Here is a 20,162-nt window from a genome sequence, read left to right on the forward strand (position 1 = left end):
GCTGCGATGCCTCATGATGAGTGTCCAGCACCCTGAGCTTTTCCAACACAGTTAGTGGAGAGATCACCTTGGTAGAGTACGTAGTTTCCCTCGATAAGCTCGGCGTCCATGATGTAGAGCATGTGGGGGGCAAGAACGCATCCCTCGGCGAGATGATCAGTAATCTTGCAGGCGCTGGTGTTTCAGTCCCCGGTGGCTTCGCCACTACTTCCCAGGCTTATCGTGATTTTCTTGAGCTCAGCGGCTTGAATGATCAGATCCATGCGGCGCTGGATGCGCTGGATGTCGATGACGTCAACGCGCTGGTCAAGACCGGTGCCCAGATCCGTAAATGGATCATGGAAGCCGAGTTCCCGGAAACGCTCAACGCCCAAATTCGTACTGCGTTCGCTACCTTGTCCCAGGGCAACCCGGACATGGCCGTTGCCGTACGTTCCTCGGCCACCGCCGAAGACCTGCCGGACGCTTCTTTTGCCGGTCAGCAAGAAACCTTCCTGAACATCCGTGGCGTTGAAAACGTGATTCGTGCGGCCAAAGAGGTATTTGCCTCCTTGTTCAACGATCGTGCGATTTCTTACCGCGTGCACCAGGGCTTCGACCACAAACTGGTCGCCCTGTCGGCAGGCGTGCAGCGCATGGTGCGCTCTGAAACCGGCACCGCTGGCGTGATGTTCACCCTGGACACAGAATCGGGCTTCCGTGACGTGGTGTTTATCACCGGCGCCTACGGCCTGGGCGAAACCGTCGTACAAGGCGCGGTAAACCCGGACGAGTTCTACGTTCACAAGCAAACCCTGGAAGCCGGTCGCCCTGCAATTTTGCGCCGCAATCTGGGCAGCAAAGCCATCAAGATGATCTACGGCGAAGAAGCCTCTGCCGGCAAGTCGGTGAAGGTTATCGACGTTGACAAAGCTGATCGCGCACGCTTCTGCCTGACCGACGCTGAAGTCAGCGAACTGGCCAAGCAAGCGATGATCATCGAAAAGCACTACAAGTGCCCGATGGACATCGAGTGGGCCAAAGACGGTGATGACGGCAAGCTGTACATCGTTCAGGCCCGCCCTGAAACCGTGAAAAGCCGCAGTGCGGGCAACGTCATGGAGCGCTACCTGCTCAAGGAAACCGGCACTGTGCTGGTGGAAGGGCGTGCCATCGGCCAGCGCATCGGCGCGGGCAAGGTTCGCATCATTAAAGACGTGTCCGAAATGGACAAGGTTCAGCCGGGCGATGTGTTGGTGTCCGACATGACCGACCCGGACTGGGAACCGGTAATGAAGCGCGCCAGCGCCATCGTCACCAACCGTGGCGGGCGTACCTGCCACGCGGCGATCATCGCTCGCGAGCTGGGCATCCCGGCTGTGGTCGGTTGCGGCAACGCCACTCAACTGTTGAAAGACGGTCAGGGTGTGACGGTTTCCTGCGCTGAAGGCGACACCGGTTTCATCTTCGAAGGCGAACTGGGCTTCGATATCAAGAAAAATTCCGTAGATGCCATGCCGGAGCTGCCGTTCAAGATCATGATGAACGTCGGCAACCCGGACCGCGCCTTTGACTTCGCGCAGCTGCCGAACGCCGGTGTGGGCCTGGCCCGTCTGGAGTTCATCATCAACCGCATGATCGGCGTGCACCCTAAAGCACTGCTGAACTACGACGGTTTGCCACAAGAAATCAAAGACAGCGTCGACAAGCGCATTGCCGGTTACAGCGATCCGGTTGGCTTCTACGTCGAGAAACTGGTTGAAGGCATCAGCACCTTGGCTGGCGCGTTTACACCGAAGAAAGTGATCGTGCGTCTGTCGGACTTCAAGTCCAACGAATACGCGAACCTGATCGGCGGCAAGCTGTACGAGCCGGAAGAAGAGAACCCGATGCTGGGCTTCCGCGGTGCTTCGCGTTACATCAGCGAAAACTTCCGCGATTGCTTCGAGCTCGAATGCCGCGCGCTCAAGCGTGTGCGCAATGAGATGGGCTTCACCAACGTCGAAATCATGGTGCCGTTCGTACGTACCTTGGGTGAAGCGAGCCAGGTCATCGATCTGCTGGCTGAAAACGGCCTCAAGCGTGGCGAGAACGGCCTGCGCATCATCATGATGTGCGAGCTGCCGTCCAACGCGATTCTGGCTGAAGAGTTCCTTGAGTTCTTCGACGGCTTCTCCATCGGTTCCAACGACCTGACTCAGCTGACCCTGGGCCTGGACCGTGACTCCGGTGTGATCGCGCACCTGTTTGACGAGCGCAACCCAGCCGTCAAAAAGCTGCTGTCCAACGCCATTCAGGCGTGCAACAAGGCTGGCAAATACATCGGTATTTGCGGCCAGGGCCCGTCCGATCACCCGGACCTGGCGCTGTGGCTGATGGAGCAGGGCATCGAAAGCGTGTCGCTGAACCCGGACACCGTTCTGGAAACCTGGTTCTTCCTGGCAGAAGGTCAGGCTCAGGCTTGAGTCGTTGAGAGAAGGGCGGGGCAGCACTAGCTGCCCCTGCTCTTTATATGCAGTGGTAGGGCGAGTTCCAGTGTGGAGTCGCCCTTTTTTGTGCAAGAGCATTATGCAAAGCAGCAGTCTCCTTTTTCCCGTTGCCCTGATCAGCGCTGAGCGTCGGGGCGATCTGAGCGAAGACGTCTATCGCTTGAAACCCGCCAACAGCCCGGATATTTCCGTTGAGCTGGTGGTGACCCGGCTGGGTATGGCCGACGCCAGTGAAGTGCGTGGCGTTCCGGTCATCCTGTTGCATGGCAGTTTTTCCAACCGGCGCTTCTGGTACTCGCCCAAAGGGGTGGGGTTGGGGGCTTATCTGGCCCGAGCCGGTTTTGATGTGTGGCTGCCCGAAATGCGTGGCCATGGTCTTTCTTCGCGCAATGTTGACTGGGCCAGGAACCGCGTGGCCGATTACGCCCATTACGATTTGCCGGCTATTGGGGCCTTTGTACGTGAACTGAGTGGGCAAGCCCCGCACTGGATCGGCCACTCTCAGGGCGCCATTAGTTTGGCCGCAGCCTTGGGGGGGCAGTATCTGAGCGCTCAGGACGTGGCTTCGGCGGCGTTCTTTGGCTGCCAGATCAACCGTCGGTTCTGGTCGCTGAAAATTCCGCCCGTGCAGTGGGGCGCCTATCTATTGTTGAAACGCTTCAAACAGCTGTCGGGTATCCGGCTCAAGCGCGGGCCGGAAGACGAACCGGTCAGCATCGCCCTGGAAACTTTGCGCTGGAATGGCTTTATGGGGCGTTTCAAGGACGCCGAGCGGGACTGGTGGGCAGGGCTGGCTGAGGTTCAGGTACCGGCCCTGGTGGTGGCGGCTGCGGGCGACCGGCAAACGCCGGAGTGGGCGTGCCGCAAATTGTTCGATCAGCTGGGTTCCGAACAGCGCCAGTTCCTGTCTCTGGGGCGCGAGCACGGCTTCAGTTCTGATTTCAGTCACGTTGAAATGCTGGTCAGCCAGCCTGCACAGCAAGAGGTATGGCCGCTGGTGCGCAATTGGTTGAGTGAGCGGTAGCTGCTGCCTCGCAGGCAGAGGTAACAGAAAACTTCAACCGTGGGAGCGAGCCTGCTCGCGAACGACTTTCGCGAGCAGGCTCGCTCCCACAGGAGTGGTTGATTTGTGACGCGATTGGCGGGCTTGGTCATATTTTGTTGCTTTAATCCAGGCTGGATCTCATGGTGGGGCGTTGGCAATCTATAAAGCCAGCCTTCATCAAAGCGTCTATAACCATAGTGCTAACGTTGTTTTCACTGTTGTGCCCACCCTGAACAGGAGCTTTCCCGTGAACCACTACATCACTCCCGATCTGTGCGATGCCTACCCTGAGTCAGTGCAAGTGCTTGAGCCCATGTTCAGCAACTTCGGCGGGCGCGACTCTTTTGGTGGCGAGATCGTGACCATCAAGTGTTTCGAGGACAACTCCCGGGTCAAGGAGCAGGCTGAGCTCAACGGTCAGGGCAAAGTGATGGTCGTTGATGGCGGTGGTTCCCTGCGCCATGCCTTGCTGGGTGACATGATTGCCGAGAAGGCCGCGAAAAACGGCTGGGAAGGCATAGTGATTTACGGCTGTATCCGTGACGTAGATGTGCTCGCGCAAACTGATCTCGGGGTGCAGGCCTTGGCCAGTCATCCGCTCAAGAGCGTCAGGCGCGGTGTGGGTGATGTGAATGTGCCGGTGACATTTGCCGGTGTCACGTTCCGCCCCGGAGAATTCATTTACGCCGACAATAATGGCGTTATCATTTCGCCAACAGCTCTGAAAATGCCGGGCTGAACGCATCATCACTAAGGATCACGGATGTTCGAGGACGAAAACGCTCAATGGGGGCTGGTGCATGCACTGGTACTGGATGGGGAAGGCGGTGCGCGTGCGATTGCACGTACCGAGCTGAACGACCTGCAGTTGCAGGCCCATGAAAGCATCTGGTTGCACTGGGATCGCAGCCACCCGCAAACCCAGAGCTGGCTACGAGACTCGAGCGGTTTAAGTGATTTCAGCTGTGACTTGCTGCTTGAAGAAAACACCCGGCCGCGCTTGCTGTCTTTGCCCGACAACGAGCTGCTGCTGTTTATGCGCGGGGTCAACCTGAACCCGGGCGCAGAGCCCGAGGACATGGTTTCACTGCGCATTTTCGGCAGCGCGCAGCGGGTTATCTCGCTGCGCATGCGTCCGCTACGGGCCACCGATGAGCTGCTCGGTGAATTCTCCCAGGGCGAAGGTCCTAAAAACCCCGCAGAACTGATCCTTTATCTGGCCCAGCACCTGACATTAAAGGTGCAGGATCTGATCGGTGATCTGTCAGAAATCGTCGATGACGAAGAAGATAAGATAGATGCCGACGAACGGTATACCCCTGATCACAACTCCATTTTGCAAGTTCGCCGAAGGGCAGCCGCCTTGCGTCGTTTTCTGGCTCCGCAGCGGGATATTTTCGGTCAGCTCACGCGAACCAAATTACCCTGGTTCAGCGCCGATGATGCCGATTACTGGAACGAACTTAACAACAGTCTGACCCGCTATCTGGAAGAGCTTGAGTTGACCCGCGAGCGCGTGGGGCTGGTGCTTGAGTCTGAAGATCGGCGTTTGAACGTGCGCATGAGCCGCATCATGTATCGCTTCGGCGTGCTCACGGGGATCTTCCTGCCGATCACCTTCATCACCGGTTTGCTGGGGATCAATGTGGGGGGCGTGCCGTTCTCCAATGACCCTTATGGTTTTGCGGTGACTTGCAGCCTGATGCTGATAATCGGGGCGGGGCAATGGTGGTTCTATCGCCGTTTGCAGTGGCTATGAAGGGGCAGAATGTGACCCCGGTAAAAGTGCCTACGTCTTTTACTGACATACCGAGAGGTGCTTATGCACGATCCGTTTGAACAGTCCTTACGTGAAATGCTCAAGGCGCCGCCGTCCAACCGTGACGACGACGCTTGCCTGGGCCGGGTACTGAAAACCGCTAACCGCCAGGTCGGTGCGGGAGATCTTTTCAGTCTGCTGGGGCGCTGGGTGCAAGCACTGATGATTGCTTTGAATAGCGGTTCGGCTCATATTGCGCCCGTTTCGCGGCGCAAACCTGCTGCTCGCCCTGTTGATAAGGCTGATTGAACATGGAATTGAATGTCTGGACCCAGAGCCTGGTCGCGGCAATGACTGCCTTGTGGACTAAAATTGCAAACTTTATCCCCAACCTCTTCGGGGCGTTGGTGGTGGTACTGCTGGGCTTCGTAGTTGCAAAACTGCTCGACGCCCTGCTGTCGAAATTGCTCGCCAAGTTGGGCCTTGACCGCCTGATGGGGGGGACGGGCCTGACCAAGATACTGGCTCGAGTCGGCATTCAGGTGCCCATCTCTACGCTGATCGGCAAGATCGTGTACTGGTTTGTATTGCTGGTGTTCCTGGTCTCGGCTGCACAGTCGCTGGGCCTCGATCGTGTGTCATCTGCGCTGGATCTGTTGACGGTGTACCTGCCCAAGGTCTTTGGCGCGCTGCTGGTGTTGCTGGCAGGTGTGCTGCTGGCACAAGTGCTCAACGGCCTGGTGCGTGGCGCTGCCGAGAGCGTGGGTTTTGATTACGCCGGCGGCCTGGGTCGTGTGACTCAAGGCCTGGTCATTATCATCAGCATCTCGGTGGCCATCAGCCAGCTAGAGGTCAAAACCGACCTGCTGAACCATGTGATTGTGATTGTGTTGATTACCGTTGGTCTGGCTATTGCTCTGGCAATGGGGCTGGGCAGCCGGGAAATCGCAGGGCAGATACTTGCCGGGATCTATGTGCGTGAGTTGTATCAGGTTGGGCAGGAAGTGCGGGTTGGCGGGGTCGAAGGACAGATCGAGGAGATTGGCACGGTTAAAACCACGTTGCTGACCGATGAGGGTGAGCTAGTCTCCATCTCAAATCGGATCTTGCTGGAGCAGCACGTAACCAGCCGCTGATGCGGCAAACCCTGCTAATGTACGCCGCCGCAAAAAAGCCATGATTGACAGGCTGCGGCGGACATTGACCTGACTGTTGGCACAACTCGTTTTGAATAAAGCCCAATCGCTATCCATGCGCTATGACCCCCGCGAGCTCTCTGATGAGGAGCTGGTGGCGCGCTCGCATGATGAGTTGTTTCACGTGACGCGTGCTTATGAAGAGCTGATGCGTCGCTATCAGCGAACTTTGTTCAACGTTTGTTCAAGGTATTTAGGGAACGATCGTGATGCTGATGATGTCTGTCAGGAAGTCATGCTCAAAGTGTTGTACGGTTTGAAGAATTTCGAAGGTAAGTCGAAATTCAAGACATGGCTATATAGCATCACTTACAACGAATGCATTACCCAGTATCGGAAGGAACGGCGAAAGCGTCGCTTGATGGACGCATTAAGTATTGATCCCCTCGAGGAAGCGTCCGAAGAAAAGGCGCCGAAACCTGAGGAAAAGGGCGGACTTGATCGCTGGCTGGTGCATGTGAATCCGATTGATCGGGAAATTCTCGTACTGCGTTTTGTCGCAGAACTGGAATTTCAGGAAATCGCAGACATAATGCATATGGGTTTGAGCGCGACAAAGATGCGTTACAAGCGTGCTCTAGATAAATTGCGTGAGAAATTTGCAGGTATTGCTGAAACTTAGTTCAGCGCAAATGGCTCTACGTGTAGGTAAGGTCTGATAGACTTGCCGCCGAGTTGTCCCCCGGTATGTGGGACTGCTTTACAATCACCAGATGGGGATTTAACGGATGAAACTGAAAAACACCTTGGGCATTGCCATTGGTTCCTTTGTAGCCGCAACTTCGTTCGGTGCCCTGGCACAAGGCCAAGGCGCGGTCGAGGGTGAACTGTTCTACAAAAAACAGTACAACGACAGCGTCAAGCACGTAGAAGACGGTTACAACCCAGGCGCATCGATCGGTTACTTCCTGACCGACGACGTTTCGTTGAACCTGACCTACGACAAGACTAACCACACCCGTTCGAACGACGGCACTGGCAACCAGAAAATCAAAGGCGACAACTTTGGTCTGAACGCTCAGTACCACTTCGGCACCGTAGGCGACGCTCTGCGTCCATACGTTTCCGGCGGTGTTGCTCACAAGAGCATGACCAACGTGATCGCAGACGGCCACAGCGGTCGTGACCAGTCGACTTTCCTGACTGCAGGCGCTGGTGTTAAGTGGTACATCACTGACAACCTGTTCGCCCGTGCAGGCGTTGAAGCTGACTACAAACTGGACAACGGCAAGTGGGACTACGCTCCTACCGTTGGCCTGGGTGTGAACTTCGGCGGCAACGGCGGTAAAGTCGCTCCTGCTCCAGTTCCAGCTCCAGCACCAATCGCTGAGCCAGAGCCAGAAGCTCCGATCGCTGAAGTTGTTCGCGTTGAACTTGACGTGAAATTCGACTTCGACAAATCCAACGTTAAGCCGCAGTACGCAGCTGATATCAACAACGTTGCTGATTTCATGAAGCAGTACCCTGCGACTACCACCACTGTTGCTGGTTACACTGACAGCGTTGGTACCGATGCCTACAACCAGAAACTGTCGCAGCGTCGTGCTGACGCTGTTCGTGCAGCCCTGGTTAACCAAGGTGTTGCAGCTAACCGTGTAGACGCAGTCGGTCACGGTAAAGCTAACCCAGTTGCAAGCAACGCAACTGCAGAAGGCCGTGAATTGAACCGTCGCGTTGAAGCGACCGTTCAAGCAGAAGCTAAGTAATTTTTAGCTAGGCTGTTCAGAAAAACCCGGCTTCGGCCGGGTTTTTCTTTGCCTGTGATTTAGCAGGCTGCGCGGCTATAATCGCGCCTTCTTCAAATCACCCTTCGAGTCCAATCAGCCCATGTATAACCTGGCCCGCCAGTTGCTCTTCAAGCTTTCCCCTGAAACCTCTCACGATCTGTCCCTGGACTTGATCGGTGCGGGCGGCCGTCTGGGGCTCAACGGTTTGTTGTGCAAGGCGCCGGCAAGGTTGCCAGTGACGGTCATGGGGCTCGACTTTCCGAACCCGGTCGGGCTGGCCGCAGGTCTGGACAAAAACGGTGCAGCTATTGATGGCTTTGCACAGCTGGGTTTTGGCTTCGTTGAGATCGGCACCGTGACGCCGCGCCCTCAGCCTGGCAATCCCAAGCCACGTATTTTTCGCTTGCCTGAAGCTCAGGCAATCATCAACCGCATGGGGTTTAACAACCTTGGGGTTGATCATTTGCTGACACGGGTTCAGGCGGCCAGGTACACCGGTATCCTGGGGATCAACATCGGCAAGAATTTCGACACGCCGGTTGAGCGCGCGGTCGACGATTACCTGATCTGCCTGGACAAGGTGTATGAGCACGCCAGCTACGTGACCGTGAACGTGAGTTCACCGAATACGCCTGGTCTGCGCAGTCTGCAATTTGGGGATTCACTCAAGCAGTTGCTTGAAGCCCTACAGCTTCGTCAGAACGAGCTGACGCAGCGTCACGGTAAGCGCGTACCGCTGGCGATCAAGATCGCCCCTGACATGACTGACGAAGAAACCGTGCTCGTGGCTCAGGCGCTGCTAGAGACGGGTATGGATGCGGTTATCGCAACCAACACCACGTTAAGCCGTGTCGGGGTTGAAGGTATGGAGCATGGCGATGAAGCGGGTGGCCTGTCGGGCGCTCCGGTGCGCGACAAGAGCACCCATACGGTCAAGGTGCTGGCAGGTGAGCTTGCAGGACGCATGCCGATCATCGCTGCAGGCGGGATCACCGAAGGCAAGTACGCGGCTGAGAAAATCGCTGCGGGCGCCAGTCTCGTTCAGATCTACTCGGGCTTTATCTACAAGGGCCCGGCCTTGATTCGCGAGTCGGTCGATGCCATATCTGCGTTAGCCGGTAAATAGACAGGCAATAAAAAGGGCTCCCCTAAGGAGCCCTTGGGCCGGAGCCCGCCGCCCGGATAGGACGGCATGGTTAAGTCATTGCATATTCGAGGTGATGTCGGTTCTGCCCAGAGTTAGCCGACGGCGTGAAGTTCGTTGAGTCTGTGGATGCCCGCAGTGCCAGTCATACCGTCCCAGTTGTCGCCGCGTCCTTCGCGCCAGCCGTTAATCCAGGCTTGGCGTACCGACGGTAGAGTAAAAGGGCAAAGCTCGCGGGATTTTCCATGAACACCGTATTGATATCCGCGTAAGAAAGCTTTTTCCAACGGATCACGCTTAAGTCTTCTCATAGGGTATTGCCCTCACTTGTTGACTGTTTTATATAGCGTCGGCCTACCAAAGGCCGGGGCAGAGTGTTCTGCCGTTGGTGTGCTCGCTGCCGGCGTGGCGAGCATTTCGTTGTTGCCTGTGCGGCGACAACCTGTGTCCAGTTCTAACCAATGCGCCAAGAGGTGTGAATGATCGTTTTGTCATAAGGACGTAACGATAATGGTGTTAGAGCCATAAGAAAGGTTGTTTCCGGACGCAAGAATACGGCCAAAGCCTGATAGGACGAGTGTTTACAAAGATGATGCGTTTCATTCTCTGCTGCGAATACCCGCCCGTTTTGCTGGGGCACTATTCGACGAAGGGTCTGAATATGACCAATTGTTTCTCCATGAATGATCTGCCCCTGCGTCTAAACTCTTCATGCCTCAGGGCATGACTGATCGCGGGGGTGGAACGGCACAGTTTCGTGCCACACGAGCGCTCTTCAAGAAAAGCGCTTGATTGAAAACGGAGCAGGCAATGCGTTGCCTGTTCACTGATAGCTAAAAGCTCAGGAATCCCATGTCGGATCGTTACGAACTCTTCCTTACCTGCCCTAAAGGCCTTGAAGGCCTGCTCCTCGAAGAGGCCACCGGCCTTGGCCTTGAGGAAGCTCGCGAGCATACCTCGGCCATTCGTGGCATGGCGGATATGGAAACTGCCTACCGCTTGTGTCTGTGGTCGCGCCTTGCCAACCGTGTGTTGCTGGTGCTCAAGCGCTTCCCGATGAAAGATGCGGAAGACCTGTACCACGGCGTTCTGGATATTGACTGGCATGACCATATGGTGCCGGATGGCACGCTGGCTGTTGAGTTCAGCGGCCACGGCTCGGGCATCGACAACACTCACTTTGGCGCCCTGAAAGTAAAAGACGCCATCGTCGACAAGCTGCGCACGCCGTCTGGCGAGCGTCCGTCCATCGACAAGATCAGCCCTGACATGCGCATCCACCTGCGTCTGGATCGCGGCGAAGCGATTTTGTCCCTGGATCTGTCGGGCCACAGCTTGCACCAGCGTGGGTATCGTCTGCAGCAAGGTGCGGCACCGCTGAAGGAAAACCTCGCGGCCGCCATCCTGATTCGTGCGGGCTGGCCACGTCTGGCTGCCGAAGGCGCAGCCCTCGCTGACCCAATGTGCGGTGTCGGTACGTTCCTGGTCGAAGGTGCGATGATCGCCGCCGACATGGCGCCGAACCTCAATCGTATTCACTGGGGTTTCGATGCCTGGCTCGGTCACGTACCAGCCATCTGGAAGAAACTTCACGAAGAAGCCACCGAGCGCGCTGAAGCCGGTATGGCCAAGACGCCGTTGTGGATTCGTGGTTATGAAGCCGACCCGCGTCTGATTCAGCCCGCGCGTAACAACATCGAGCGTGCAGGCCTGAGCCACTGGATCAAGATTTATCAGGGCGAAGTCGCGACCTTCGAGCCGCGCCCTGACCAGAACCAGAAAGGCCTGGTGATCTGCAACCCTCCGTACGGCGAGCGTCTGGGTGATGAGGCGAGCTTGCTCTACCTCTACCAGAACCTTGGCGAGCGACTGCGTCAGGCGTGCTTGAACTGGGAGGCCGCGGTGTTTACCGGTGCCCCGGATCTGGGCAAGCGCATGGGTATCCGCAGCCACAAGCAGTATTCGTTCTGGAACGGCGCGTTGCCTTGCAAGCTGTTGCTGATCAAGGTTGTGCCGGATCAGTTCGTAACAGGCGAGCGTCGTACCCCGGAGCAGCGTCAGATCGATCGTGAGCAGGCCGAGTCGGATCTGCCATCCAACATTGAAGCGCCGGGCAAGTACGAGAAGTTCAACAAGAACGGCAACCCGATCAAGCCGGTGCCGGTGGTGATTGAGCAGCCGCGCTTGAGCGAAGGCGGGCAGATGTTTGCCAACCGTCTGCAAAAGAACGTCAAGGCGCTGGGCAAGTGGGTCAAGCGCGAAGGCATCGATTGCTACCGTGTTTACGATGCCGATATGCCTGAGTACTCGATGGCGATCGACCTGTACCACGACTGGGTTCACGTCCAGGAATACGTGGCACCGAAGTCCATCGATCCGGAAAAAGCCTCGGCGCGCATGTTCGATGCTCTGGCGGCCATTCCGCAGGCGCTGAACATCGACAAGAGCCGCGTGATCGTCAAACGTCGCGAGCGTCAGAGCGGCACCAAGCAGTACGAGCGTCAGAGTGCTCAGGGCAAGTTCACCGAGGTCAATGAAGGCGGCGTGAAGCTGCTGGTGAACCTCACGGACTACCTGGATACCGGTCTGTTCCTGGACCACCGCCCAATGCGCATGCGCATTCAGAAAGAGGCCGCCGGCAAGCGCTTCCTCAACCTGTACTGCTACACCGCCACCGCGAGCGTACATGCGGCCAAGGGCGGCGCGCGCAGCACCACCAGCGTCGACTTGTCCAAGACCTACCTGGACTGGGCGCGTCGCAACCTGTCCCTCAACGGCTTCTCGGACAAGAACCGTCTGGAGCAGGGCGATGTGATGGTGTGGCTGGATGCCTGCCGTGAAGAGTACGACCTGATCTTTATCGATCCGCCGACCTTCTCCAACTCCAAGCGCATGGAAGGTATCTTCGATGTGCAGCGCGATCACGTGCAGTTGCTGGACCTGGCCATGGCGCGTCTGGCGCCGGGTGGGGTTCTGTACTTCTCGAACAACTTCCGTAAATTCATCCTCGATGAAAATCTGGAAGCGCGTTATGCCGTTGAAGAAATCACCGCCAGCACCATTGATCCGGACTTTGCCCGCAACAGCAAAATCCACCGTGCCTGGAAAATCATGGCCCGATAAGGTCGTGTAATAAAAGCATGAACCAAAAAGCCCCCGATTTTGCGATCGGGGGCTTTTTTTTTGCGCGTTTGCGCGAGCCGGATTACTGGGCGATGGAGACTGAGCTGTTGGCCAGTGGTGGCTGGCGATACAGGTCCAGCAGCACCTGGTCGAGAATCGCGGAAGCGCCCCACGGACGTGAGTCGTTGAGGATGGCGACCACGGCCCAGGTGTTGCCATTGATATCGCGGCTAAAGCCGGAAATGGCGCGCACGGTGTTCAGGGTGCCGGTCTTGATATGGGCCTGGCCGTTCATGGCCGTGGTTTTCAGGCGCTTGCGCATGGTGCCGTCTTTACCGGCAATCGGCATGGAGCTGATGAACTCGGCAGCGTAAGGGCTTTTCCAGGCGGCCTGGAGCATTTGTGCCATTTCACGTGCGCTGACGCGTTCGGCGCGAGACAGGCCGGAACCGTTCTCCATGACCAGGTGCGGCGCGGTGATGCCTTTTTTGGCCAGCCATTGGCGCACGACACGCTGTGCAGCTTTGGCGTCATCGCCGTCGGCGTCATTGCGGAACTGCGCGCCCAGGCTCAGGAACAGCTGCTGGGCCATGGTGTTGTTGCTGTACTTGTTAATGTCGCGAATGATTTCTGCCAGGTCCGGCGAGAAGGCTCGTGCGAGCAATTTGGCGTTTTTCGGCACGCTGGCCTGGCGGTCCTGGCCCTGGATGCTGCCGCCCAGTTCTTTCCAGATGGCGCGCACAGCACCGGCGGTGTAGGTGGCGTGGTCAAGCAGCGACAGGTAGGTCTGGGAGTTGCAGCCATCGGCCAGTTGCCCGCTGACAGTGACCAGTACCGAGCCGTCTGCTTGCGGTACCGGGTTGTAGCGCACGTCACCGGTGCATTGCTTGGTGTTGATGGCCTTGACCTGATTGTCGATCTTGATGCTGGCAATCGGCGGCTCGACCGAGATCAGGACCTTGCCCGCATCGTTGCGCGCCACGAAGCGCAGGGCTTTGAGGTTGACCATCAGCGAGTCGGGTTTGACCAGGAACGGTTTGTTCTTGTCGTTGCCGTCGTCGTTGAAAGCCGGAAGTTGAGGCTGTTCGAAGAAGTTGCGATCAAGTACCAGGTCGCCGGTGACCTGTTGCACGCCATTGGCGCGCAGATCGCGCATCAACAGCCAGAGCTTTTCCATGTTGAGCTTGGGATCGCCGCCGCCCTTGAGGTACAGGTTGCCTTGCAGGATGCCGTTGTTCAGGGTGCCGTCAGTGTAGAACTCGGTTTTCCACTGATGGGTCGGGCCGAGCATTTCCAGGGCGGCGTAGGTGGTTACCAGCTTCATGGTGGAGGCCGGGTTCATGGAAACGTCGGCATTGAATACGGTCGGAATGCCGGGGCCGGTGAGCGGAATCAGAACAAGCGACAGCGCATCGTTTTGCAGCTTGTTGGTCTTGAGTGCTTGCTGAACTTTAGGCGACAGGGTGGTATTGACGGGGGCGGCGTTGGCGCCGAAGGCCAGCGGCAAAAACAGGCTGGCAAGAAGCAGTGGTCGCAAAGATTTGATCATATGAAGTAAAACCCTGCAGGCGAGGGAAAAAAATAAGAGGGCATGATGAAAAGTTCCCTCATTGGTCTGAAAAGATTCGGCATTATGCCCCAAGCTCAGCGGCCTTGTGCATCCGCCTGTTACAGGGTTTGGCTGATTAAGTATAGAAAACGATGAACCGTTCACACGGAACCGGGCGCCGGGCGGCTGAAGCTGCTAAAGTGCCGCCCGTTATTACTTAAGAGGATTGTTCAATGGCTACTAATCGTTCCCAGCGTCTGCGCAAAAAACTGTGCGTTGATGAATTTCAGGAGTTGGGTTTTGAGCTGAACCTGGATTTCAAAGAAGACCTGTCGGAAGAGGCTATCGATGCATTCCTGGCAGACTTCCTGGCGCAAGCCATGGAAGCTAACGGCCTGGGTTATGTTGGCGGCGACGACTACGGTCTGGTTTGCCTGCAGAAGCGCGGTTCGGTCAGCGAAGAACAGCGTGCCGCTGTTGAAGCCTGGTTGAAAGCTCGTCCAGAGCTGACCAGCGTTGAAGTTAGCCCGCTGTTGGACGTGTGGTACCCGGAAAAGCCAATCAATCCGGTAGCCTGACGTCAAATATAAAGGCAGCCCAAGGGCTGCCTTTATATGTTTACTGCTGTAATTATCTCGCCCGTCCCGGGCACTGCATCGACTTCCTTATCTGCCATGCCCGCACTGTGTTGCGTGATTTTCCGTGCGCGGTGAAAAAAAACGCCAGTGATGGCATCAGGCAGGCTGAGCCTTCGGGCCGCCTCAGTCGTAGATGGCCTTTTTCTTCCAGTCCCCATCGACTTCGTCTGTTTTCAAGCCTTCGGTCAATTCGTTGACTTCGTCCGTTGTCGGCTCAAGTGAACTGAGCACCTGTGCGTTGGCGCGGGCCAGTTGAGCTTCAAAATCCTTGATCTGAGCGTTGTACATGGCCGGGACCGGCTGTTTACGCAAGTACTGTACGGCGCGCTCATAGGCAAGGCGGGCCTGGCCTGGCTGGTTTTTCTGCAGGGCGAGTTTGCCCAGGTTGTTGAAAAACTCGATATGCAGAACGACCAGCAAGTGGCGAATTTCTTTGATCCATTGCTTGGCTTCGTTGGGCTGCAGAAAGCCATCCTTGGTCGCACGTGTAATCTGACCATGCAGCGTTTCAAGCAAAAAGCGCACGTCTTTGGCCTTGGCCTCGGTCAGCACAGGGTTCGGCGGGTTGTTGACCGGGATCGACTCGCCTTTGGCAATCAGGCCATTGAGTTCGTCAACTTGTGCTTTCAAGGGCTTGCTGGATTTTTCCAGGAGTAACAGGCGCTGGGTCGCGTTGAGCTCAAGGCGTGTGAGCAGCAGCTTGAGGGCAGGGGACATCAGTTGGCCCGGAAAGGTCTCGTTTACCTGGCTACAGCGGCGTATGCGGTCGTTGAACTCGACCTTGAGCCGGGCCTTTTCCAGTTTGTTGTTTTCCACTACATGGTTCATGTAGACGATGGCGATCAATAGTGCGATCACGATGACGACAAGCAGGGCGATCATGGTGGGCGTCAACGTTAAAACCTCTTCTGGGTGTGGGTACGCTGTCTCGGTGGGGTCGAGGTGCCTGACTGTATAGAGGCTGAAAATCGACAAAGCAGCAAACTGCCATCACGAGCTGTGGCAATCATAGCGTCTTGTAGGGTGGCGGAATATAGGCGTCAGGAGCTTGGCTCAATCCCCTGTACGTAAATGCCTTAATGGTAGGGAAGTCATTGATTTCAATATATTTTCATATTGGGGTTGACGACCTTCCAATCCATCCCTAGAATGCGCGCCAATTGCAGCGTAAAGCGAACAGCAAAACGCATGTAACCAGTGAAGTTGTAGCGTGTCCCCTTCGTCTAGTGGCCTAGGACACCGCCCTTTCACGGCGGTAACAGGGGTTCGAGTCCCCTAGGGGACGCCATTGCGGGAATAGCTCAGTTGGTAGAGCACGACCTTGCCAAGGTCGGGGTCGCGAGTTCGAGTCTCGTTTCCCGCTCCATTTTTAAGCAGCTTCGCTTTCGGGCGGTGCTGAGTGAAAGCCAAGACACTAACTTTTGTTAATGATCTGGCACTGAAATGTACGTGTACATTTCGGGCAACGTCCCCTTCGTCTAGTGGCCTAGGACACCGCCCTTTCACGGCGGTAACAGGGGTTCGAGTCCCCTAGGGGACGCCATTATTGCGGGAATAGCTCAGTTGGTAGAGCACGACCTTGCCAAGGTCGGGGTCGCGAGTTCGAGTCTCGTTTCCCGCTCCATTTTTAAGCAGCTTCGCTCTCGGGCGGTGCTGAGTGAAAGCCAGGACAACAACTTCGGTTATTGGTCTGGCACTGAAATGTACAGTGTACGTTTCGGGCAACGTCCCCTTCGTCTAGTGGCCTAGGACACCGCCCTTTCACGGCGGTAACAGGGGTTCGAGTCCCCTAGGGGACGCCATTATTGCGGGAATAGCTCAGTTGGTAGAGCACGACCTTGCCAAGGTCGGGGTCGCGAGTTCGAGTCTCGTTTCCCGCTCCAAATTTTGTTTTTTGGAGCTACGCAGTTTCAAAAAACACACAAGAAGCAGCCTTAGGGCTGCTTTTTGCGTTTGCGCGTTTTATTTCCCCGGCGCAACGCGCTCTAAGCTAATAACCAAATAATCTGCAAGAAAAGTGCGACTGGCGCCACACAAGGATTCAAACCTGTTTTGAGTTCTTTAGATGTCGCATTACTTCGATAGCGCCCAGCGGCGTGATATCCGGGCTTTGTCCCGCACCTTCATCGGCCGCACCCAGTGGCCTACCTGGCTGTTGCTGATAGCGGTTCCCGCTGCCTGGTTTGCCTTGCTGCTGGGTAGTCCGGTGATAGGGGCTGGGTGGACCATTATTTTGCTGATTCCCGTCGTGGTGCTGTGGATGTCAGTGCAGCACGAGTTGTTGCACGGGCATCCCACGCGTTCTGTTTGGTTCAACAAACTGCTGGGTTATGCCCCCTTCGCCGTCTGGTACCCGTACACCCTGTACCGCGACAGCCATTTGCATCACCACCGTGACCATGATCTGACCCTGCCTGGCGTTGACCCCGAAAGCCGATACCTGAGCCAGGCTCATTGGCAGGGCAGCTCCAGGCTGCTGTGGGGGTTGCTCTGGCTGAATAAAACGGTGCTGGGCCGAGTGCTGCTGGGGCCGCCATTGGCATTGTTCGGGCTGGCCACTGAAGAGTGGCAGCGATTGCGCCGGGGTGACCGTCAGGCCTGGCTGATGTGGCTGACCCACGGCAGTTTGACGCTGTTGATGTTCGGCTTTATTGCCCTCTACAGTGAGATATCGGTCTGGCAATACGTGTTTCTGGTCACCGTGCCGGTTTTATCGGTGGGAATGGTCCGTTCTTTTTATGAGCATCGCCCCGCCGAGCGTCCCGAGCAGCGCACGGTGCTTAACGAAGCCGGCTGGCCCTGGACCTGGCTGTTCCTGAACCTGAATTTGCACTTGGTGCACCACGATCTGCCGGGTTTGCCGTGGTTCCATCTGCCCAGGGTGTATCAGGCGCGGCGTGAGCAGTGGCAACAGCGCAGTGGTGGTTTTCTGGTGCAAGGCTACGGCGAGTTGATGCGCCGTCACGCGGTGCAGGCGATTGATAGCCCGCAGCATCCGTTCAGTTAAATTCTCGAGGAGTTTTTGCATGTCAGGCCGTTATGCCGAACTGACGATGTACGTTGCACCCCGGCAAGTCAGCGTGGCCAGTGAGCAGTGGCTGACGCGAGTCCTTGAGCTGTTGCAGGTCAACCGCCGCGATGCCCGTGGGCTTGGTTTGCTGGAGTTGTTCCGGGCGCCGGAGCTGTTGTTGGCCCAGACCTGCGGTTATCCGCTGTTGACCCAGCTGCGCGGGCAGGTGCAACTGATTGGCCGCCCGCGCTATGAATGGCCTGACAGCAGTGGCGGAACGCATTGCAGCGTGATCGTCAGCCGCGCTGGCGATTCGCGTCGTGATCTGGCGGACTTCAAAGGCAGTCGCGGGGTGATCAATGATCTGAACTCCAACAGTGGCATGAACCTGTTTCGGCATCGGCTGGCGCCCTTGCAGCAGGGAGGGCAGTTTTTTGCATCGGTGGCCATCAGCGGCGCGCATCAACAAAGCCTGCGCCGGGTGCGAGAGGGCTGGGCCGACCTTGCATCCATCGACAGCGTGACGTTTGCCTATCTGGCGCATTACGCGCCCGCAGAGGTGGCCGGGATACGCATAGTGGCGCGTACTGCCAGCAGTCCGACCTTGCCTTACATCACAGCGCTCAGTACGGGGCGCGAGGGCGCAGAGCGCATTCGCGAGGCGATGAATACGGCGTTGCAGCAATTGCCACAGGTGGCTGCAACCCTGGGCGTGCAGGAAGTCTTGCCTGCCAGCGAAGCGGATTATCAGAAGGTGCTCGATTATCGGCAGGAAGCAATTGAATACGGATTTGCGGAGCTGGCTTAGCGGAGTTGTCTTTAATATCTAAAACGAATAAACAAATGTTTTTTTAGTATTTAAATTGAATATAGGCATTTGATAGGATCGCCGCACCGGATCACCGGACATACCGTTTTTATGACTCTATTGGAGCCTTTATGTCCGGCACCGACATCGCTCACCGCGACCATGTGAGCTTGCTTTTCCGCACCCACTATCTGTGGCTGCATGCGAGCTTATGCCGCTACCCCGATTCCAGCAGCTACGCTGAAGACATCGCGGCCGATACGTTTGCCCAACTGTTAAGTGCTCCACAAGAGATCGCCATCCGTGAACCGCGTGCGCTGTTGACGACCATCGCCCGTCGTTTGATCTATCAACTGTGGCGTCGCCGGGATGTGGAGCGAGCTTATCTGATGACCTTGCAGCAACACGAACCCATGCTCTCGCCATCCCCTGAGGCGCTGGCTCAACATCATCAAGCCTTGCAGATGATTGACGCACAACTCGATGGTTTGCCCGAAAAGGTCAAGGCGACCTTTGTGCTCTCGCGGGTCCATGGTCTGACCTATCCCGAGATCGCACGGCAATTGGGTATTTCCCGGCGCTCCGTCAGCGACTATATGACCCGCGCGCTCAGTCGCTGCCTGACAACCCACACCTCCATAACAAGAGAATCAGTATGACTAACCTTAAGAAATGGCTTGGTGGTTCGCTGTTGGCATGTGCACTTTTCACCCAGCCGGTGCTGGCAGACACTCCGGCCACCCCTGTTCACTTCGGCGATATCACCTGGGAGAGCGGCAGCCTGATCACTGAAGTGCTGCGCCTGATCACCGAAAAAGGCTACGGTGTTGCGACCGACACTTTGCCCGGCAGCACGGTCAGCCTTGAGACTGCGTTGTCCAAAAATGATATCCAAGTAATTGGCGAAGAGTGGGCAGGGCGCAGCCCCGTGTGGATAAAAGCCGAAGCCGAAGGCAAGGTGTTTGGCCTGGGCGATATCGTCAAGAACGCCAGTGAAGGCTGGTGGGTGCCCGAGTACGTGATCAAGGGCGATGCGGCCAAGGGCATCGAGCCTCTGGCGCCGGACTTGAAAACAGTCGACGACCTCAAGCGATACAAAGACGTGTTCCGTGACCAGGAAGACCCTACGCGCGGGCGCTTCCTCAATAGCCCGACGGGCTGGACCTCCGAAATCGTCAACAGTCAAAAGCTCAAGGCCTATGGCCTGGACAAAGACTTCGTGAACTTCCGCACCGGCTCGGGTGCGGCACTGGATGCCGAGGTCAGCTCCTCGATCCGCCGCGCCAAGCCGGTGTTGTTCTACTACTGGTCTCCGACCCCGCTGATTGGCCGCTACAAGCTGATCAAACTCGAAGAACCGGCCTTTGATGCCGAAGCCTGGAAAACTCTGGCCGACGTCAATAACCCCAACCCCAAGGGCACGCGTTCGTTGCCGGCCAAACTGGCGATCGGGGTTTCGGCGCCGTTCAAAGCGCAATACCCGCAGTTGGTCGAGTTCTATGAGAAGGTCGATTTCCCTATCGATCTGCTGAACACGACCCTGGCCCAGATGAGCGAAAAACGCACCGAACCGCGTAAGGCCGCTGAAGCCTTTTTACGTGATCAGCCGCAAATCTGGCAGGCGTGGGTCACCCATGACGCGGCTCAGAAAGTCGATGCAGCGCTCAAATCCAATTAACGCACTGAATCTGAGTA

The 20,162-nt window shown here is 56.8% G+C and carries 18 protein-coding genes and 6 tRNA genes; 21 read left to right on the forward strand and 3 right to left on the reverse strand.

Translation table 11 applies throughout. From position 1 onward, the window contains the following. Positions 1 to 68: 68 nt before the first annotated feature. The 9 genes from ppsA to BLW11_RS10195 all read left to right on the forward strand — a co-directional run bounded on the left by ppsA (position 69) and on the right by BLW11_RS10195 (position 9,321). The gene (gene ppsA, locus BLW11_RS10155) at positions 69 to 2,444 is read left to right on the forward strand and encodes a phosphoenolpyruvate synthase (RefSeq protein WP_048358839.1); all 2,376 of its coding nucleotides are present in this window, start codon (positions 69 to 71) and stop codon (positions 2,442 to 2,444) included. 103 nt (positions 2,445 to 2,547) lie between these two features. Further along, entirely contained in the window at positions 2,548 to 3,492 is a 945-nt protein-coding gene (locus BLW11_RS10160) for an alpha/beta fold hydrolase (protein ID WP_048358838.1), read from the forward strand. Positions 3,493 to 3,760: 268 nt separating this feature from the next. Further along, the gene (gene rraA / locus BLW11_RS10165) at positions 3,761 to 4,252 is read left to right on the forward strand and encodes a ribonuclease E activity regulator RraA (protein WP_048358837.1); all 492 of its coding nucleotides are present in this window, start codon (positions 3,761 to 3,763) and stop codon (positions 4,250 to 4,252) included. 24 nt (positions 4,253 to 4,276) lie between these two features. Beyond that, on the forward strand, positions 4,277 to 5,272 hold the full coding sequence (locus tag BLW11_RS10170; RefSeq protein ID WP_048358836.1) for a CorA family divalent cation transporter: 996 nt from the start codon (positions 4,277 to 4,279) through the stop codon (positions 5,270 to 5,272). A 63-nt stretch (positions 5,273 to 5,335) separates the two neighbouring features. Continuing rightward, positions 5,336 to 5,581, forward strand: coding sequence for a hypothetical protein (locus BLW11_RS10175; protein ID WP_048358835.1), 246 nt, complete (start codon positions 5,336 to 5,338; stop codon positions 5,579 to 5,581). A gap of 2 nt (positions 5,582 to 5,583) precedes the next feature. Continuing rightward, positions 5,584 to 6,408 carry a mechanosensitive ion channel family protein gene (locus BLW11_RS10180; RefSeq protein WP_048358834.1) on the forward strand — a complete coding sequence of 275 codons (825 nt, stop codon included), beginning with the start codon at positions 5,584 to 5,586 and terminating at the stop codon, positions 6,406 to 6,408. Positions 6,409 to 6,499: 91 nt separating this feature from the next. Beyond that, positions 6,500 to 7,090, forward strand: coding sequence for an RNA polymerase sigma factor SigX (sigX, locus tag BLW11_RS10185; RefSeq protein WP_029611289.1), 591 nt, complete (start codon positions 6,500 to 6,502; stop codon positions 7,088 to 7,090). Positions 7,091 to 7,196: 106 nt separating this feature from the next. Next, positions 7,197 to 8,174: an OmpA family protein gene (locus tag BLW11_RS10190; protein ID WP_048358833.1), complete on the forward strand. Its 978-nt coding sequence runs from the start codon at positions 7,197 to 7,199 to the stop codon at positions 8,172 to 8,174. Positions 8,175 to 8,295: 121 nt separating this feature from the next. Then, positions 8,296 to 9,321 carry a quinone-dependent dihydroorotate dehydrogenase gene (locus BLW11_RS10195; protein WP_048358832.1) on the forward strand — a complete coding sequence of 342 codons (1,026 nt, stop codon included), beginning with the start codon at positions 8,296 to 8,298 and terminating at the stop codon, positions 9,319 to 9,321. A 113-nt stretch (positions 9,322 to 9,434) separates the two neighbouring features. On the opposite strand, the gene rmf is transcribed toward BLW11_RS10195, so the two are convergent. Further along, positions 9,435 to 9,650 (reverse strand): ribosome modulation factor, encoded by a 216-nt coding sequence (gene rmf, locus BLW11_RS10200; protein ID WP_019827662.1) that lies wholly within the window; start codon positions 9,648 to 9,650, stop codon positions 9,435 to 9,437. Positions 9,651 to 10,191: 541 nt separating this feature from the next. On the opposite strand from rmf, the gene rlmKL reads away from it, so the two are divergent. Further along, positions 10,192 to 12,462 (forward strand): bifunctional 23S rRNA (guanine(2069)-N(7))-methyltransferase RlmK/23S rRNA (guanine(2445)-N(2))-methyltransferase RlmL, encoded by a 2,271-nt coding sequence (rlmKL, locus tag BLW11_RS10210; RefSeq protein WP_048358831.1) that lies wholly within the window; start codon positions 10,192 to 10,194, stop codon positions 12,460 to 12,462. An 82-nt stretch (positions 12,463 to 12,544) separates the two neighbouring features. On the opposite strand, the gene dacB is transcribed toward rlmKL, so the two are convergent. Further along, positions 12,545 to 14,011 (reverse strand): D-alanyl-D-alanine carboxypeptidase/D-alanyl-D-alanine endopeptidase, encoded by a 1,467-nt coding sequence (dacB, locus tag BLW11_RS10215; RefSeq protein ID WP_048358830.1) that lies wholly within the window; start codon positions 14,009 to 14,011, stop codon positions 12,545 to 12,547. A 233-nt stretch (positions 14,012 to 14,244) separates the two neighbouring features. On the opposite strand from dacB, the gene BLW11_RS10220 reads away from it, so the two are divergent. Then, complete coding sequence (locus BLW11_RS10220) at positions 14,245 to 14,589, forward strand: YggL family protein (RefSeq protein WP_048358829.1); 345 nt, start codon at positions 14,245 to 14,247, stop codon at positions 14,587 to 14,589. A gap of 183 nt (positions 14,590 to 14,772) precedes the next feature. Here the strand turns inward: BLW11_RS10220 and BLW11_RS10225 are convergent, their stop codons facing one another. After that, the gene (locus BLW11_RS10225) at positions 14,773 to 15,531 is read right to left on the reverse strand and encodes a hypothetical protein (protein ID WP_193790163.1); all 759 of its coding nucleotides are present in this window, start codon (positions 15,529 to 15,531) and stop codon (positions 14,773 to 14,775) included. A gap of 330 nt (positions 15,532 to 15,861) precedes the next feature. On the opposite strand from BLW11_RS10225, the gene BLW11_RS10230 reads away from it, so the two are divergent. The 10 genes from BLW11_RS10230 (at position 15,862) to BLW11_RS10275 (ending at position 20,145) form a co-directional block, all read left to right on the forward strand. Continuing rightward, positions 15,862 to 15,937 (forward strand) — tRNA-Glu (locus BLW11_RS10230). Positions 15,938 to 15,939: 2 nt separating this feature from the next. Further along, a tRNA-Gly gene (locus BLW11_RS10235) sits at positions 15,940 to 16,015 on the forward strand. A 101-nt stretch (positions 16,016 to 16,116) separates the two neighbouring features. Next, positions 16,117 to 16,192: transfer RNA gene (locus BLW11_RS10240), tRNA-Glu, on the forward strand. Positions 16,193 to 16,197: 5 nt separating this feature from the next. Then, positions 16,198 to 16,273, forward strand: a tRNA-Gly gene (locus tag BLW11_RS10245). A 102-nt stretch (positions 16,274 to 16,375) separates the two neighbouring features. Beyond that, positions 16,376 to 16,451 (forward strand) — tRNA-Glu (locus BLW11_RS10250). A gap of 5 nt (positions 16,452 to 16,456) precedes the next feature. Continuing rightward, a tRNA-Gly gene (locus tag BLW11_RS10255) sits at positions 16,457 to 16,532 on the forward strand. A 182-nt stretch (positions 16,533 to 16,714) separates the two neighbouring features. Continuing rightward, positions 16,715 to 17,656: a fatty acid desaturase gene (locus tag BLW11_RS10260; protein ID WP_048358827.1), complete on the forward strand. Its 942-nt coding sequence runs from the start codon at positions 16,715 to 16,717 to the stop codon at positions 17,654 to 17,656. A gap of 19 nt (positions 17,657 to 17,675) precedes the next feature. Then, entirely contained in the window at positions 17,676 to 18,467 is a 792-nt protein-coding gene (locus BLW11_RS10265; protein WP_048358826.1) for a phosphate/phosphite/phosphonate ABC transporter substrate-binding protein, read from the forward strand. A 131-nt stretch (positions 18,468 to 18,598) separates the two neighbouring features. Then, the gene (locus tag BLW11_RS10270) at positions 18,599 to 19,126 is read left to right on the forward strand and encodes a sigma-70 family RNA polymerase sigma factor (RefSeq protein WP_048358825.1); all 528 of its coding nucleotides are present in this window, start codon (positions 18,599 to 18,601) and stop codon (positions 19,124 to 19,126) included. Then, positions 19,123 to 20,145, forward strand: a complete 1,023-nt coding sequence (locus tag BLW11_RS10275; RefSeq protein ID WP_048358824.1) for an ABC transporter substrate-binding protein — start codon at positions 19,123 to 19,125, stop codon at positions 20,143 to 20,145. The genes BLW11_RS10270 and BLW11_RS10275 overlap by 4 nt, the downstream gene beginning before the upstream one ends. Positions 20,146 to 20,162: the final 17 nt, after the last annotated feature.

The organism is Pseudomonas deceptionensis, from assembly GCF_900106095.1.
Lineage (GTDB): Bacteria > Pseudomonadota > Gammaproteobacteria > Pseudomonadales > Pseudomonadaceae > Aquipseudomonas > Aquipseudomonas deceptionensis.